We start from the raw sequence: 15,003 nt of genomic DNA on the forward strand, positions 1-15,003 counted from the left end.
ATGACCAACATCAACAAGGACCCGCGCGACGTCATCATCTCGCCGGTCGTTTCAGAGAAGAGCTACGGCTTGATCGACGAGGGTAAGTACACCTTCGTCGTCGAGCCCAACGCCAACAAGGCCGAGATCAAGCTCGCCATCGAGAAGATCTTCAACGTCAAGGTCGCCTCGGTCAACACTCTGAACCGCACGGGCAAGACCCGTCGCACCAAGTTCGGTATCGGCAAGCGCAAGGACACCAAGCGCGCCATCGTGACGCTCAAATCCGGTTCCATCGACATCTTCACGGCTGTCGGCTAGGAGCGTAAGGAAAAACTATGGCTATTCGTAAGTACAAGCCCACGACCCCAGGTCGCCGTGGATCGAGCGTCGCTGATTTCGCTGAAATCACGCGTTCGACCCCCGAGAAGTCGCTGTTGCGTCCCCTCTCGAAGACCGGTGGCCGCAACAACCAGGGCCGCATCACGACCCGTCACATCGGTGGTGGCCACAAGCGCCAGTACCGCGTTATCGACTTCCGTCGTAACGACAAGGACGGCGTCAACGCCCGCGTCGCTCACATCGAGTACGACCCCAACCGCACGGCGCGCATTGCGCTCCTGCACTTCGTCGATGGCACCAAGCGCTACATCCTCGCTCCCAACAAGCTCGCACAGGGCGACGTTGTCGAGTCGGGTTCCGGCGCTGACATCAAGCCAGGCAACAACCTGCCGCTGAAGAACATCCCGACCGGTACCGTCATCCACGCAATCGAATTGCGTCCGGGTGGAGGCGCCAAGATGGCTCGCTCAGCAGGCGCATCGGTTCGTCTCGTCGCCAAGGATGGCATCTACGCGCAGCTCCGCCTGCCGTCCGGTGAAATCCGCAACGTCGACGCACGCTGCCGCGCAACGATCGGCGAGGTCGGCAACGCCGAGCAGTCGAACATCAACTGGGGAAAGGCCGGCCGCAAGCGCTGGAAGGGCGTTCGCCCGACCGTCCGCGGTGTCGCCATGAACCCGGTCGACCACCCACACGGTGGTGGTGAGGGCAAGACCTCCGGTGGACGCCACCCGGTCAGCCCGTGGGGCCAGAAAGAAGGCCGCACCCGCCACCCGAACAAGGAAAGCGACAAGCTCATCGTTCGTCGCCGCACCGCCACCAAGAAGCGTAAGTAGGAGTTGTAGAAGATGCCACGCAGTCTTAAGAAGGGCCCCTTCGTTGATGACCACCTGCTCCGCAAGGTGGTTCGCGCGAACGAGGCCAAGAGCAAGAACGTCATCAAGACCTGGTCGCGCCGTTCGATGATCGTCCCGGCCATGCTCGGACACACCATCGCGGTGCACGACGGTCGCAAGCACATCCCGGTGTTCGTCACCGAGACGATGGTCGGGCACAAGCTCGGCGAGTTTGCACCCACCCGCACCTTCCGTGGACACGTGAAGGATGACAAGAAGGGTCGTCGCCGCTAACGCGGTGACGAAAAGGAGGAGAGAAATGGTGGAGTCAGTCGCACGCGTGCGTCACATCCGCGTCACCCCCATGAAGGCCCGCCGCGTCGTCAACATGATCCGCGGAAAGCAGGCCGCTGAGGCCCTGGCCATTCTGAAGTTCGCACCGCAGGGTGCGTCAGAACCCGTCTACAAGCTGGTCGCCTCTGCCATCGCGAACGCTCGCGTCAAGGCAGACAAAGACAACCAGTTCCTGGACGAGCAGGACCTGTACATCGCCAAGGCATTCGTCGACGAGGGCGCAACCCTCAAGCGTTTCCAGCCGCGTGCCCAGGGCCGCGCATTCCAGATTCTGAAGCGCACCAGCCACATCACTGTTGTGCTCGCCACTCCTGAGGAGGGTACGAAGTAATGGGTCAGAAAGTAAACCCGTACGGCTTCCGCCTCGGCATCACCACCGACCACGTGTCGCGTTGGTTTGCCGACAGCACCAAGCCGGGCCAGCGTTACAGCGACTACGTCGCCGAGGACGTCAAGATCCGTCGACTGCTGGGCACCTCGCTTGACCGCGCCGGTGTCTCACGCATCGAGATCGAGCGCACCCGTGACCGCGTTCGCGTCGACATTCACACCGCCCGTCCGGGCATCGTGATCGGTCGCCGCGGCGCCGAGGCGGAGCGTATTCGCACCGACCTCGAGAAGCTCACCGGCAAGCAGATCCAGCTGAACATCCTCGAGGTCAAGAACCCCGAGGCTGACGCCCAGCTGGTTGCCCAGGGCATCGCCGAGCAGCTCTCCGCACGTGTGGCCTTCCGCCGCGCAATGCGTAAGGGACTGCAGGGCGCCCAGCGCACCTCAACCGTCAAGGGTGTCCGCATCCAGGTCTCCGGCCGCCTCGGCGGCGCCGAGATGAGCCGTTCCGAGTTCTACCGCGAAGGCCGTGTGCCGCTGCACACCCTCCGCGCGAACATCGACTACGGCTTCTACGAGGCAAAGACCACCTTCGGCCGCATCGGCGTGAAGGTCTGGATCTACAAGGGCGACATCACCAACAAGGAACTCGCTCGCGAGCAGGCCAACGCCAAGTCGACCCGCCCCGAGCGTAGCGACCGTCCGCGCCGTGCACCGCGTGCCGAGGCTCCCGTCGCAGAAGGGGCAAGCGCGTAATCATGCTTATTCCACGTCGAGTCAAGCACCGCAAGCAGCACCGTCCCCACCGCACTGGCCAGGCCACCGGTGGAACCGTTGTCAGCTTCGGCGAGTACGGCATCCAGGCCCTGACGCCCGCTTACGTGACCAACCGTCAGATCGAGTCCGCTCGTATCGCCATGACGCGTCACATCAAGCGTGGTGGAAAGGTGTGGATCAACATCTACCCCGACCGTCCGCTCACCAAGAAGCCCGCCGAAACCCGCATGGGTTCCGGTAAGGGTTCGCCCGAGTGGTGGGTCGCGAACGTCAAGCCCGGCCGTGTGCTCTTCGAGGTCGCCGGCGTCTCTGAGACGCTTGCCCGCGAAGCACTCACCCGTGCAATCCACAAGCTGCCTCTCAAGGCACGCATCATCAAGCGCGAGGAGGGCGACGCATAATGGCGATCGGTTCCAAGGAGCTCACCCCCGTTGAGCTCGACACATTTGAAGACGAACGTCTTGTCGACGAGCTGCGCAAGGCCAAGGAAGAGCTGTTCAACCTGCGCTTCCAGGCTGCTACCGGCCAGCTCGAGACCCACGGCCGCCTGCGTGCCGTGAAGCGCGACATCTCTCGCATCTACACGATCATCCGTGAGCGCGAGCTCGGCATTCGGGCGACCCCCGTTGCCGCAGAGGTGCCTGCCAAGGCTGCGAAGAAAACCAAGAAGAAGGATGCCGCCGTTGAGGCAGCACCCGAAACCGAGACTGAGGAGGCCAAGTAATGGCTAAGTCTGACGCCAACAGCGTGTCCCCCGAGGTCGCCGCAGGTGAGGCCCAGGCCGTCGTTCGTGGCTACCGCAAGACCGTGCGTGGCTACGTCATCAGCGACCGCATGGACAAGACCATCGTCGTCGAGGTCGAAGACCGCGTAAAGCACCCGCTTTACGGCAAGGTCATCCGCCGCACCTCCAAGAGGAAGGTGCACGACGAGCTCAACACCGCCGGCATCGGAGACCTCGTCCTGATCAGTGAGACCCGTCCGCTCAGCGCCACGAAGCGCTGGCGCCTGGTCGAGATCCTCGAGAAGGCCAAGTAAGCCTCGCGGCTTGCTTGTCATAAGGAGTTAGAAAATGCTTCAGCAGGAATCCCGAGTAAAGGTCGCCGACAACACCGGCGCCAAGGAGCTTCTCACCATCCGTGTTCTCGGTGGATCTGGTCGTCGTTACGCCAGCCTCGGCGACACGATCGTCGCTACGGTCAAGGACGCGATCCCCGGTGGGAACGTCAAGAAGGGTGACGTCGTCAAAGCCGTCATCGTTCGCACCAAGAAGGAAGTTCGTCGTCCAGACGGCTCCTACATCAAGTTCGATGAGAACGCAGCAGTGATTTTGAAGAACGACGGCGACCCCCGCGGTACCCGTATCTTCGGACCGGTCGGTCGCGAGCTTCGCGACAAGAAGTTCATGAAGATCGTCTCGCTGGCACCGGAGGTTATTTAGTCATGGCGAAGATCAAAAAGGGCGACCTCGTGCAGGTCATCTCGGGCCCGACCCAGGCTCGCGGCGGTTCACGCGGCAAGCAGGGCAAGGTCATCGAGGTGCTGGTCGAGAAGAACCGCGTCATCGTTGAAGGCGTCAACTACGTCACCAAGCACGTGCGTCAGGGACAGAGCCAGCGTGGAACGAAGACCGGTGGAATCGAAACCCACGAGGCTCCGATCCACATCTCGAACGTGGCGCTCGTCGACCCCGAGACCAAGAAGCCGACCCGCGTCGGCCACCGTAATGAGCAAGTAACGAAGAACGGCGTCACCAAGACGGTCCGTGTTCGTTACGCCAAGAAGTCAGGTAAGGACCTCTAATGACGATCGCGGCAGTGGAGGCTGGCAAAATCCAGCCCCGCCTCAAGCAGAAGTACAAGGCAGAGCTCCAGCAGCAGCTGCTCAAGGACCTCGGCCTGACCAACGTGCACCAGATCCCGACGCTCACCAAGATCGTCGTGAACATGGGTGTCGGCGAAGCAGCCCGCGATGGCAAGATCATCGATGGCGCCGTCGCCGACCTGACCAAGATCACCGGTCAGAAGCCGCAGATCACGAAGGCACGGAAGTCGATCGCACAGTTCAAACTGCGTGAAGGACAGCCCATCGGAACCCACGTCACGCTTCGTGGAGACCGCATGTGGGAGTTCCTCGACCGCCTGCTGAGCCTCGCGCTTCCTCGTATCCGCGACTTCCGCGGCCTGAGCCCGAAGCAGTTCGACGGTTCAGGGAACTACACGTTCGGTCTGACCGAGCAGTCGATGTTCCACGAGATCGACCAGGACAAGATCGACCGCGTCCGCGGTATGGACATCACGGTCGTCACGACCGCGAAGAACGACGAACAGGGTCGTGCGCTGCTCAAGGCGCTCGGTTTCCCGTTCAAGACCGCTGAAAACCAGGCGTAACAACACACTCAGCGAAGTAGCGGTATATTAGGTCGGTTGCTTGCAGCCGGCTTGGGTGCCGTGGCGCAACTGAAGAACTTGATCGCCAGCGGCGCCGGTCGCCCGATTTCCTCGCGAAATCGGGGGGCCGGCGCATTGCGGCGAAAAAGATCAGGGGGGCGGAGCATCCGCTTCACCCCTAACCACCACAGGTCGTCATTCGTGTAACGGGTGAACGAAACCTGGTGAACGAAGGAAACCACCTATGACAATGACAGATCCGGTCGCAGACATGCTGACCAGACTGCGCAACGCGAACTCGGCACACCACGAAACCGTGTCGATGCCGCACTCGAAGCTCAAGTCGCACATCGCCGACATCCTCACTTCTGAGGGCTACATCTCCGGCTGGGAAGTTGCAGACGCTCGCGTCGGCCAGACCCTCACCCTGAACCTCAAGTTCGGCCCGAACCGTGAACGCTCCATCGTGGGCATCAAGCGCGTTTCGAAGCCCGGCCTCCGTGTCTACGCAAAGTCGACGGAGATCCCCAAGGTTCTCGGTGGCCTCGGCGTCGCCATCCTGTCCACCTCCTCCGGTCTGCTCACCGACCGCCAGGCCGAGAAGAAGGGCGTGGGTGGGGAAGTCCTCGCCTACGTGTGGTAGCCACACATGTCGCGTATTGGAAGACTCCCCATTGAGATCCCCGCAGGCGTCACCGTCGCGGTCGACGGCTCCGTCGTCACGGTCAAGGGCCCGAAGGGTGAGCTGACGCTCACCGTCGCCAGCCCGATCGAGGCCAAGGTCGATGACAACCAGGTTCTGGTTACCCGTCCAGACGACGAGCGTGAATCGCGCTCCCTGCACGGGCTCACCCGTACTCTCATCAGCAACCAGATCATCGGCGTCACCCAGGGCTACACCAAGGGCCTCGAAGTTGTCGGAACCGGTTACCGCGTGGCACAGAAGGGCAGCTCGGTTGAGTTCGCCCTCGGCTTCTCCCACCCGGTCCTGATCGAGCCGCCTGCCGGCATCACGCTCACCGTCGAGGGCAACAACAAGCTCACGGTGTCCGGGATCGACAAGCAGGCCGTCGGCGAGGCTGCTGCCAACATCCGTAAGATTCGCAAGCCTGAGCCCTACAAGGGCAAGGGTGTGCGTTACGCCGGCGAGATCGTTCGCCGCAAGGCCGGAAAGGCTGGTAAGTAACCATGGCCGTAAAGTCCAAGTCGGCTGCCCGTGACCGTCGTCACGCGCGCCTCCGTAAGAAGATCGATGGAACCGCGGCTCGCCCGCGTCTCGTCGTGACCCGTTCGGCTCGTCACGTCTTCGTCCAGGTCGTTGACGACAGCAAGGGTTTCACCCTCGCGTCGGCATCCACCCTCGAAGCTGACCTCCGTACTTTTGACGGTGACAAGACCGCCAAAGCCAGGAAGGTCGGCGAGCTCGTTGCAGAACGCGCAAAGAGCGCCGGTATCGAAGAAGTCGTTTTTGACCGTGGTGGTAACCGGTACGCGGGTCGCGTTGCGGCAATCGCCGAAGGTGCTCGAGAGGGTGGGTTGAACCTGTGAGTGATGCAAGCAAGGTTGAGGCCGTTTCCGCGGACCAGCCAGTTGAGAAGCCGGTCGAGACCGCAGCCGGAACCGAGAGCTCCGGGCGTGTTGACGCACGGGGCGACCGCGGCAGCCGTGGCGGCCGTGGCGAACGCAACCAGGGTCGCGAGCGCAACAGCCGCGACGCTGACAAGAGCCAGTTCCTCGAGCGCGTTGTCACCATCAACCGCGTGTCCAAGGTCGTCAAGGGTGGTCGTCGCTTCAGCTTCACCGCGCTCGTCGTCGTCGGAGACGGAAACGGTCTCGTCGGTGTCGGCTACGGCAAGGCTCGCGAAGTTCCCCTCGCGATCTCCAAGGGTGTCGAGGAAGCAAAGAAGAACTTCTTCCGCGTCCCTCGCGTCGGCTCGACCATCCCGCACCCCGTCCAGGGTGAGGCTGCTGCCGGAGTCGTCCTCCTGCGTCCGGCCGCCGCAGGTACCGGTGTTATCGCCGGTGGCCCTGTCCGCGCCGTACTCGAGTGCGCCGGCATCCACGACGTCCTGAGCAAGTCGCTCGGTTCGTCGAACACGATCAACATCGTTCACGCCACTGTCACGGCGCTGAAGATGCTCGAAGAGCCCCGCGCCGTTGCCGCACGCCGTGGCAAGGAGTACTCCGAAATCGCTCCTGCCAAGCTGCTGGAGATCGAGGCTCAGGCCGCTGCCAAGGCTGCGGCCACCGCAAAGGTAGGTGCCTGATGGCTCAGCTGAAGATCACGCAGACCAAGTCCAAAATTAGTGAGAAGCAGAACCAGCGCGACACGTTGCGCAGCCTGGGACTGAAGCGCATCGGTGCTGTCGTCGTCCGCGAGGACAACGCGCAGAACCGTGGCTACGTCAACACTGTTGCTCACCTCGTAAAGGTTGAGGAGATCGACTAATGGCTGACGACAAGACCGACGTCACCGAGGAGACCGCCAAAAAGGCTCCCGCGAAGAAGGCGCCTGCCAAGGCCGCCGACAAGGCTCCGGCCAAAAAGGCTCCGGCCAAGAAGGCAGCTGCTGCGAAGGACCCGGCCAAGGCCGAGACCGCCGCTGCAGACGCTCCCAAGGCTGCAGCCAAGAAGGCTCCGGCCAAAAAGGCTCCCGCCAAGAAGGCCGAAGAAGTGACCCCGCGCGCCCAGGTGCTCAAGGTCCACCACCTCCGTCCGGCTGAGGGCTCCAAGAAGGCACGCCAGCGTGTCGGTCGTGGTGAAGGCTCGAAGGGTAAGACGGCGGGTCGCGGTACCAAGGGTACGAAGGCTCGCAACACGGTCCGCCCTGGTTTCCAGGGTGGCCAGCTTCCGCTGCACATGCGTGCTCCGAAGCTGCGCGGGTTCAAGAACCCGTTCCGCGTCGAGTACCAGGTTGTCAACCTCGAGAAGCTTGCCGAGCTCTACCCGAAGGGCGGCGACGTCACCGTCTCCGACCTCGTGGCCAAGGGCGCCGTTCGCAAGAACGAGAAGGTCAAGGTCCTCGGAGACGGCGACATCTCTGTGAAGCTCACGATCTCGGTAGACAAGGTCTCCGGGTCGGCTGAACAGAAGATCGTTGCCGCCGGCGGTTCTGTCAAGTAATTCCACAGACGCCGGTCCGTCCCGTCGCGCAGGCGCACGGGACACCGATTGTTCGACAGGCCCGGTAATCGAGTAGATTCGATTGCCGGGCCTGTTTGATCACGGCACCAATGACCGGTATCAAGAGCTGAACCAACCGGCTCGAAACCAGGAGGCCTTTTTTGTTTAGCGCCGTTGCGCGGATCTTCCGCACGCCAGACCTTCGCCGGAAGATCGGGTTCACACTGGGCATCATGGCCCTGTACCGCCTCGGGTCGTTCGTGCCCGCGCCGTTCGTCGACTTCGGCAACGTCCAGGCCTGCCTCGAGCAGAACCAGGGCACCTCCGGGCTCTACGAGCTTGTCAACCTGTTCTCAGGTGGCGCCCTGCTCCAGTTGTCGATCTTCGCCCTGGGCATCATGCCGTACATCACGGCCTCGATCATCGTGCAGCTGCTGCGCGTGGTCATCCCTCACTTCGAGACACTGCACAAGGAAGGCCAGGCGGGCCAGGGCAAGCTCACGCAGTACACCCGCTACCTGACGATCTTCCTCGGCATCCTCCAGTCGACGACGCTGATCACCGTGGCGCGAAGCGGCGCCCTCTTCGGCACGAACACGAGCGCGGAGTGCAGCCAGCTGCTCACGAACGACACCTGGTACGCCGTGCTGCTCATGGTCATCACCATGACCGCCGGAACCGGCCTGATCATGTGGTTCGGTGAGATGATCACCGAACGCGGCATCGGCAACGGCATGTCGCTCCTCATCTTCACGTCGATCGCCGCCACGTTCCCCGGCTCGCTCCTCGCGATCCAGCAGTCCAAGGGCTTCGACACGTTCCTGCTCGTGCTCGCCGTCGGCCTCGTCATCATGATGGCCGTCGTCTTCGTCGAGCAGTCCCAGCGGCGCATCCCGGTGCAGTACGCGAAGCGCATGGTGGGTCGTCGCACCTTCGGCGGCAACAACACGTACATTCCCATCAAGGTCAACATGGCCGGTGTCATCCCGGTCATCTTCGCCTCGTCGCTGCTGTACCTGCCCGCGCTGATCGCCCAGTTCAACACGCCTGCCGCAGGCGAGGAACCGGCCGCCTGGGTCGTCTGGATCACGACGTACCTCACCAGCGGAGACCACCCGCTGTACATGGCCCTGTACTTCCTGCTCAACGTCGGCTTCACCTACTTCTACGTCGCGATCACCTTCAACCCCGAAGAAGTCGCCGACAACATGAAGAAGTACGGCGGCTTCATCCCCGGCATCCGTGCCGGCCGGCCGACCGCTGAGTACCTCGACTACGTGCTGACCCGTGTCACGCTGGCCGGTGCGCTCTACCTCGGTTGCATCGCGCTCATCCCGCTGATCGCCCTCGCCCTCGTCGGTGCCAACCAGAACTTCCCGTTCGGCGGCGCCAGCATCCTCATCATCGTGGGTGTCGGGCTCGAGACGGTCAAGCAGATCGACGCTCAGCTGCAACAGCGCCACTACGAAGGGCTCCTGCGATGAGCGCACGTCTGCTGATCGTCGGACCCCCGGGAGCCGGCAAGGGAACGCAGGCTGCGGTGCTCGCTGAGGCGCTCGGCATCCCCGCGATCTCGACCGGCGACATCTTCCGCACCAACATCAAACAGGGCACCGAACTGGGCCTCAAGGTGCAGGAGATCGTCTCGAGCGGCGGATACGTGCCCGACTCGCTGACCAACGCGATCGTGCAGGACCGGCTGCACCAGCCGGACGCCCTCGACGGTTTCCTCCTCGACGGCTACCCGCGGACCGCCGACCAGGTTGCAGAACTCGACCGTATCCTCGCCGAGACCGGATCTGAACTGGGCGCCGTCGTGCAGCTCGTCGCCGATCCGGAGGAGGTCGTCACGCGGCTCCTGAAGCGGGCGGCGGAGCAGGGCCGCGCCGACGACACCGAAGAGGTCATCCGGCACCGCCAGGACGTCTACCACGAGCAGACCGAACCGGTGATCGCCGCGTACAAGTCCCGTGGCATCGTCGTCGAGGTCGACGGGCTCGGAGCCGTCGACGAGGTCAGCGCCCGGGTGCGCTCCGCCCTTATCGCGTCCGGAATCGCGTTCTGAACCTGCTGATGCTGCGCAAATCGATCTACAAGTCACCCGCCCAGCTGCGGTTGATGCTCGAACCCGGCCGGGTCACGGCCGCCTCGCTCGTCGCCGCGCGGAGCGCCGTGCAGGTCGGAGCGACCACGGCGCAGGTCGATGCGGCCGCGGAACAGGCCATCCTCTCGCTGGGAGGGGCCCCGAACTTCAAGCTCGAGGCCGGCTATTTCCACACCATCTGCGCGTCGGTCAACGAGGACGTCGTCCACGGCATCCCGAACGATCGCCCCCTCGAGCCTGGTGACCTCGTCTCCATCGACAGCGGTGCCATCCTCGGCGGCTGGAACGGTGACGCGGCGATCAGCGTCGTGCTTCCTGACCCGTCCCGCCCTGACCTCGTCGCCGAACGGCAGAAGCTCTCGGATGTGACCGAGGGCTCGCTCTGGGCCGGAATCGCCCGGCTGGCGAACGCCTCCCACCTCAACGAGGTCGGCGACGCCGTGCAGGGCTACGTCGAGGATCGCGGCAATTACGGCATCCTCACCGACTACGTCGGGCACGGCATCGGACGCTCCATGCACGAGGCCCCTCCGGTCTTCAACTACCGGGTGCGGCCGAAGGGCCCGGAGGTCAAGCCGGGACTCGTCGTGGCGATCGAACCGATGGTCGTTCTCGGCAGCATCGACACCCACACCAAGGATGACGACTGGACCGTCGCCACGGACGACGGCTCTGCTGCGGCCCACTGGGAGCACAGCGTCGCCGTGCACAAGGACGGCATCTGGGTGCTCACCGCCGAAGACGGTGGAGCAGCCGGCCTGAAGCCGTTCGGGATCACCCCCACGCCGATCGCCTGACCCTCGCGCTAGGGTCGAATCCATGACGACGCCCCAGGTTCTCCTCCTCAGCCCGATCCCGGCGGACGCCGACGCACCCGAGAACGCGCTCCGCGCGTCACTCCGCTTCGTGCCGCCGACCGAGCCGATCCTCACCGCGTTCGACGCGGGTGCCGGCCGCGGCGACGGGATCTTCGAAACCCTGGGGGTGAGCGATGGCCGCGCCAGGGGCATCGACGCCCACCTGGCCCGCCTGGAGGCATCCGCCGTCAAACTGGACCTCCCCGCCCCGAACCTCGCCCAGTGGCGCGAGGGAGTGGAAGCCCTGCTGGACGCCCTGCCGTCCACCGGCCAGGCGTCGATCCGTCTGGTCATCACGCGGGGGACCGGGTCCGGGCCGACCTGCTGGCTCACCGGAACACCCGTCGCGAGCGACTTCCCCGAGCGAACCGACGGCATCCGCGTGGCCACGCTCAGCCGGGGCTACGCCAACGACGTCGGCGAGAACGCGCCGTGGCTGCTCGTCGGCGCGAAGACCCTGTCGTACGCCGTTCACATGGCGGCCCTCCGTGAGGCGAAGCGCCGGGGGGCTGATGACGCCGTGTTCACCTCCACCGACGGCTTCGCGCTCGAAGGGCCGACCTCGTCGCTGATCCTCCGCCAGGGCAACACGCTCGTCACGCCCGCCATCCAGCACGGCATCCTCGCCGGGACGACGCAGGCCGACCTGTTCTCCTTCCTCGAATCCGTGGGCTTCGAGTGCGTCTACCGCAGGATCCCGGTGGGGGAGTTGCTCCAGTCGGATGCCGCCTGGCTGGTCTCGAGTGTTCGGCTCGCCGCTCCGATCACCGCGGTCGACGGGACGGCCATCCTCACAGACCTCGCCCTGACCGCCCGGATGAACGCGGCGCTGCTCGCCTGAGCGTGCTGCTGAGCGTTCGCGCGGGTCTTTTGGGCGCGCGCGGGCGACGTTTCACCCGCGCGAGGAGTTTTCACCCGCGCCGGCGAGGCGCTAGTGCTCGGTGGGGGCAGCCTCGGTGACGGGCGCTGCGGCGACCCTTCGCACGTCGGGGGAGCGCTGGCGCGGGTCTTTTCGTTCTGCGCGGGCGGCGTTTCACCCGCGCGAGGAGTTTTCACCCGCGCGGGGTCGCTTTGCCCGTGCCAGCCGTCCGCGCCCGACACCCACGCGGGGCTCAGGAGTCCATCGTGCGGACGAGCTCGTCGATGAAGGCCCCGAAGTCGACGGACTTCTTGACGATCCGCAGAACGTCCTCCCGCTCGGAGAACACCTCGACGAACTGGTCGAAGATCCGCTGGAAGCTCGCCCGCTCGCTCGCGCTGAAGGCGATCAGCGCGACGACGTTCACCCGGTTCTCACCCCACGGCATGCTGGACTCGTTTACCGCGATCGCTATCGACGTGCTCTTCGCCGTCATCGCCATCGCGTGGGGCACCGCGAGCGAATCGGTGAACGCGGTCGACGACATCCGTTCGCGTTCGATCGCCCCGTCCACGTACGCCTTCTCGATGATGCCCCGCGCCACCATGAGGTCCCCGAGCTGCCGGATCATGTCGGCTTCGTCCTTGGCACCGGCGTTCCGCACGAACAGCGACGCGTCGAAGTACTGCAGCACCTCGTCCTTGATCAACGCGCGACGGTGGACCCGGCGGACCCGGGTGATCACATGGCGCACCCGGTCGGCGTCGCCCTCGGTGAAGAACGGCTGGATGACGACGATGGACTCGTCGGGGACCGGTGGCTCGATCGTGGTCAGCACCAGGTCGGCGTCGAGGTCCGCCCACGACACGTCGCTGCGCGTGACCACCCGCACCACTTCGACCGCGTCGCCGAGCAGAAGCGTGATCCGGTCGCGCAGCAGCAGGTGCATGTCGTAATAGTTCGGGCAGACCAGCACGCACCGCAGCAGGTCGTCCGACCCGGCCCGCTGCTGCAGGTGCGCCCCGACGTGCATGGCGATGTAGGCGATCTCGTCGTCGTTGATCTCCACCGCGCCGTGGGTCTGCAACTGGCTCGCGATGTACACGGCGAGCTCGTAGATCATCGGGTACGACGTCTTGATCGACCGCGCCAGCGGGTTACGGGAGTACGAGTGCTCATGCGCCCGCCGCAACAGGTTCTGCACGTGCAGGGTGAGCCGGGTGATGAAGTCCTCGTCTGACAGGTCGACGAGGTACTCCTCACCCGCACTCCGCACGATGCTCCTGACGACGTCGAGGTCGGCCCGGTTAAGGTAGCTCGAATCGGCGATGTCCTGCGTCCTCATCGCCGCCCGGGTCGTGATGAGGTACGCCAGGTAGTCGATGTCGGCCGCCCCGAGCACCGTGTCGAAATGGGTCGCGATGAGAGCGGAGAGCGCGGCGGGGATGCCGTCGGCCGCCGCGACGGACGCCTCCTCCGGTTCGGGGACCGGCCGGTTCTTCGACACCCGGTCGACGGCGATGGCGATGTGGAGGAGGACGTTGTCGATCCCGTAGTCGTTGAGCGCATAGTTGCGCTCGCTCAGCATGTCGATCAGGTCGGTCTTGAACTCGCTCAGGCTCTGCGACGAGAACTCGCGCTGGATGGCCTCCAGCTCGATCATGCCCCGCTCGGTCTCCTCACGGAACATGCGAGACAGCAGCCGCCGCCTGGCCAGCTCGGTGCCGTCGAGGGCGACGGTGCTTCCGCGCCTCGTGAGCGACAGCTCGGCCTCGGACAGAAGCAGCCGCACCCGGGAGAGGTCCGATTCGACCGTGGACTCCGCGACGTGCAGACTTGCGGCGAGATCGAACACGTCGAGTCCGTCGGGGCTGTCGACGAGGCGGCGCACGATGCCGTACAACCGGTCCCGCGGGGTTTCCGTCCCGCCGGCCTCGGCCGTCGAGAGGAACGCCGCGTAGGCATCCGCGTTGATCCGGTACCCGTTCGGCCCGGCTTCGACGACCGTGTTCGGGGCGGCCCGCGACTTGATCGCGGTGACATAACTGCGGATGCTGCGCGGCGTGACCCCGAGGACGTCGGCAAGCTGCCCGGCCGTCACCCACGTGCCCGCCCGGGAGAGGTAGGTGAGGATCCGGTCTTGTCTGTCGCGTGTCATCGTGGCTCCTTCGGGCGAGCGGCCGGCGAGATTCGGTTCGCGGTCGGAACGCCCACGACGAGTCAACCACCTGCCCGGCCGCTGTGGGCGGAGAAACCCGGCCCTTTCCGCAGGGGCGGAAAGGTTCGTGGTGGCGGGCGGGGGCGCTCCGGCGAGAGAATCGGTGCAGCCCGCGGAACACTGCGGGAGGCAACGCGTGCAGGGCAACGGGACGGCAACGGAGGCGGATCGGTGAGAATCCTCGTGGTGTGTGGCGCAGGCGCGTCGAGCACTTTCGTCGCCCTGCGCATCCGCAAGTCCGCCACGGCGCGCTCCCTTCCGGTCACCGCTGAGGCGTGTCCGCTGGATTTCCTGCCCGAACGGCTCCCCGGCGCCCGCGTCATCCTGCTCGGCCCGCACCTCGGCGACCGGCTGGACGCCGTCAGGACCGCCGCCGACCGGGCGGGCGTCGCTGTCGTCGCGCTGCCCGACACCATCTTCTCGTCGCCGACCGGCGATGAAGCCCTCGACCTCGCCCTGGATGCTGCAGGGGCGACGTCGCTTCAGAGGGACCCACAACGCAGCGACGGAGGACCCACCCATGGCTGAACGCACCGTTCGAATCGGATCGTCACACGGGCTGCACGCGCGCCCGGCAAAGCTCTTCACCCAGGCCGCGAGCAAATCAGGCTCGAAGGTCACCGTCGCGAAGGGCAGCGGCGCCCCGGTGAATGCGGCAAGCATCCTCGCCGTCATCTCCCTCGGCGTCGACCATGGCGACTACGTCACCCTGACCGCCGACGGCGACAACGCTGAACAGGTCCTTGACGGCCTCGTCGAACTGCTGGTGACCGACCATGACGAGTAACACCTCGACCATCCTCCAGGGCACCGGAATCGGCCAGGGCGTCGCCG

The 15,003-nt window shown here is 64.9% G+C and carries 24 protein-coding genes; 23 read left to right on the forward strand and 1 reads right to left on the reverse strand.

Features of this window, described 5'->3' with window-relative positions:
* From rplW to ABIE24_RS09535, 21 genes are all read left to right on the forward strand, one after another.
* Entirely contained in the window at positions 1 to 300 is a 300-nt protein-coding gene (gene rplW / locus ABIE24_RS09435) for a 50S ribosomal protein L23 (RefSeq protein WP_354499031.1), read from the forward strand.
* Between the two features lie 17 nt (positions 301 to 317).
* Positions 318 to 1,157, forward strand: a complete 840-nt coding sequence (gene rplB, locus ABIE24_RS09440) for a 50S ribosomal protein L2 (protein ID WP_354499032.1) — start codon at positions 318 to 320, stop codon at positions 1,155 to 1,157.
* Positions 1,158 to 1,169: 12 nt separating this feature from the next.
* Positions 1,170 to 1,451 carry a 30S ribosomal protein S19 gene (rpsS, locus tag ABIE24_RS09445; protein WP_090712282.1) on the forward strand — a complete coding sequence of 94 codons (282 nt, stop codon included), beginning with the start codon at positions 1,170 to 1,172 and terminating at the stop codon, positions 1,449 to 1,451.
* Between the two features lie 25 nt (positions 1,452 to 1,476).
* A complete protein-coding gene (gene rplV / locus ABIE24_RS09450; RefSeq protein ID WP_090712284.1) occupies positions 1,477 to 1,842 on the forward strand; it encodes a 50S ribosomal protein L22 in 366 nt (121 codons plus the stop codon).
* On the forward strand, positions 1,842 to 2,597 hold the full coding sequence (gene rpsC, locus ABIE24_RS09455) for a 30S ribosomal protein S3 (protein WP_090712286.1): 756 nt from the start codon (positions 1,842 to 1,844) through the stop codon (positions 2,595 to 2,597). The genes rplV and rpsC overlap by 1 nt, the downstream gene beginning before the upstream one ends.
* A 2-nt stretch (positions 2,598 to 2,599) precedes the next feature.
* Entirely contained in the window at positions 2,600 to 3,019 is a 420-nt protein-coding gene (rplP, locus tag ABIE24_RS09460) for a 50S ribosomal protein L16 (protein WP_090712289.1), read from the forward strand.
* Positions 3,019 to 3,342 (forward strand): 50S ribosomal protein L29, encoded by a 324-nt coding sequence (rpmC, locus tag ABIE24_RS09465; protein ID WP_354499035.1) that lies wholly within the window; start codon positions 3,019 to 3,021, stop codon positions 3,340 to 3,342. Before rplP ends, rpmC begins: the two co-directional genes overlap by 1 nt.
* On the forward strand, positions 3,342 to 3,656 hold the full coding sequence (rpsQ, locus tag ABIE24_RS09470; protein ID WP_354499037.1) for a 30S ribosomal protein S17: 315 nt from the start codon (positions 3,342 to 3,344) through the stop codon (positions 3,654 to 3,656). Before rpmC ends, rpsQ begins: the two co-directional genes overlap by 1 nt.
* Before the next feature lie 34 nt (positions 3,657 to 3,690).
* A complete protein-coding gene (gene rplN, locus ABIE24_RS09475) occupies positions 3,691 to 4,059 on the forward strand; it encodes a 50S ribosomal protein L14 (protein ID WP_090712295.1) in 369 nt (122 codons plus the stop codon).
* Between the two features lie 2 nt (positions 4,060 to 4,061).
* A complete protein-coding gene (rplX, locus tag ABIE24_RS09480; protein WP_090712297.1) occupies positions 4,062 to 4,421 on the forward strand; it encodes a 50S ribosomal protein L24 in 360 nt (119 codons plus the stop codon).
* Positions 4,421 to 5,008: a 50S ribosomal protein L5 gene (gene rplE, locus ABIE24_RS09485; protein ID WP_354499040.1), complete on the forward strand. Its 588-nt coding sequence runs from the start codon at positions 4,421 to 4,423 to the stop codon at positions 5,006 to 5,008. The genes rplX and rplE overlap by 1 nt, the downstream gene beginning before the upstream one ends.
* Before the next feature lie 244 nt (positions 5,009 to 5,252).
* Positions 5,253 to 5,651: a 30S ribosomal protein S8 gene (gene rpsH, locus ABIE24_RS09490; protein ID WP_196833374.1), complete on the forward strand. Its 399-nt coding sequence runs from the start codon at positions 5,253 to 5,255 to the stop codon at positions 5,649 to 5,651.
* 6 nt (positions 5,652 to 5,657) lie between these two features.
* Positions 5,658 to 6,194 carry a 50S ribosomal protein L6 gene (gene rplF / locus ABIE24_RS09495; RefSeq protein WP_354499042.1) on the forward strand — a complete coding sequence of 179 codons (537 nt, stop codon included), beginning with the start codon at positions 5,658 to 5,660 and terminating at the stop codon, positions 6,192 to 6,194.
* Positions 6,195 to 6,196: 2 nt separating this feature from the next.
* A complete protein-coding gene (gene rplR / locus ABIE24_RS09500; protein ID WP_090712305.1) occupies positions 6,197 to 6,556 on the forward strand; it encodes a 50S ribosomal protein L18 in 360 nt (119 codons plus the stop codon).
* Entirely contained in the window at positions 6,553 to 7,275 is a 723-nt protein-coding gene (gene rpsE / locus ABIE24_RS09505) for a 30S ribosomal protein S5 (protein WP_354499044.1), read from the forward strand. Before rplR ends, rpsE begins: the two co-directional genes overlap by 4 nt.
* Positions 7,275 to 7,457, forward strand: a complete 183-nt coding sequence (rpmD, locus tag ABIE24_RS09510) for a 50S ribosomal protein L30 (protein WP_354499046.1) — start codon at positions 7,275 to 7,277, stop codon at positions 7,455 to 7,457. Before rpsE ends, rpmD begins: the two co-directional genes overlap by 1 nt.
* On the forward strand, positions 7,457 to 8,131 hold the full coding sequence (rplO, locus tag ABIE24_RS09515) for a 50S ribosomal protein L15 (protein ID WP_354499048.1): 675 nt from the start codon (positions 7,457 to 7,459) through the stop codon (positions 8,129 to 8,131). Before rpmD ends, rplO begins: the two co-directional genes overlap by 1 nt.
* A 161-nt stretch (positions 8,132 to 8,292) precedes the next feature.
* The gene (gene secY, locus ABIE24_RS09520; protein ID WP_354499050.1) at positions 8,293 to 9,615 is read left to right on the forward strand and encodes a preprotein translocase subunit SecY; all 1,323 of its coding nucleotides are present in this window, start codon (positions 8,293 to 8,295) and stop codon (positions 9,613 to 9,615) included.
* Positions 9,612 to 10,196, forward strand: a complete 585-nt coding sequence (locus tag ABIE24_RS09525) for an adenylate kinase (RefSeq protein WP_354499052.1) — start codon at positions 9,612 to 9,614, stop codon at positions 10,194 to 10,196. The genes secY and ABIE24_RS09525 overlap by 4 nt, the downstream gene beginning before the upstream one ends.
* Before the next feature lie 8 nt (positions 10,197 to 10,204).
* Positions 10,205 to 11,032 carry a type I methionyl aminopeptidase gene (gene map / locus ABIE24_RS09530; protein ID WP_502916263.1) on the forward strand — a complete coding sequence of 276 codons (828 nt, stop codon included), beginning with the start codon at positions 10,205 to 10,207 and terminating at the stop codon, positions 11,030 to 11,032.
* A gap of 22 nt (positions 11,033 to 11,054) precedes the next feature.
* Positions 11,055 to 11,933, forward strand: a complete 879-nt coding sequence (locus ABIE24_RS09535; protein ID WP_354499054.1) for an aminodeoxychorismate lyase — start codon at positions 11,055 to 11,057, stop codon at positions 11,931 to 11,933.
* A gap of 271 nt (positions 11,934 to 12,204) precedes the next feature.
* On the opposite strand, the gene ABIE24_RS09540 is transcribed toward ABIE24_RS09535, so the two are convergent.
* Positions 12,205 to 14,109, reverse strand: coding sequence for a BglG family transcription antiterminator (locus tag ABIE24_RS09540; RefSeq protein ID WP_354499056.1), 1,905 nt, complete (start codon positions 14,107 to 14,109; stop codon positions 12,205 to 12,207).
* A gap of 231 nt (positions 14,110 to 14,340) precedes the next feature.
* Here ABIE24_RS09540 and ABIE24_RS09545 point away from each other — a divergent pair, with 231 nt between their 5' ends.
* Both ABIE24_RS09545 and ABIE24_RS09550 read left to right on the forward strand, forming a co-directional pair.
* Positions 14,341 to 14,697 carry a PTS sugar transporter subunit IIB gene (locus tag ABIE24_RS09545; protein WP_354499058.1) on the forward strand — a complete coding sequence of 119 codons (357 nt, stop codon included), beginning with the start codon at positions 14,341 to 14,343 and terminating at the stop codon, positions 14,695 to 14,697.
* The gene (locus ABIE24_RS09550) at positions 14,690 to 14,956 is read left to right on the forward strand and encodes an HPr family phosphocarrier protein (RefSeq protein ID WP_354499060.1); all 267 of its coding nucleotides are present in this window, start codon (positions 14,690 to 14,692) and stop codon (positions 14,954 to 14,956) included. Before ABIE24_RS09545 ends, ABIE24_RS09550 begins: the two co-directional genes overlap by 8 nt.
* Positions 14,957 to 15,003: the final 47 nt, after the last annotated feature.

The sequence above is a fragment of the Mycetocola sp. 2940 genome, assembly GCF_040548835.1.
GTDB lineage: Bacteria > Actinomycetota > Actinomycetes > Actinomycetales > Microbacteriaceae > Mycetocola_A.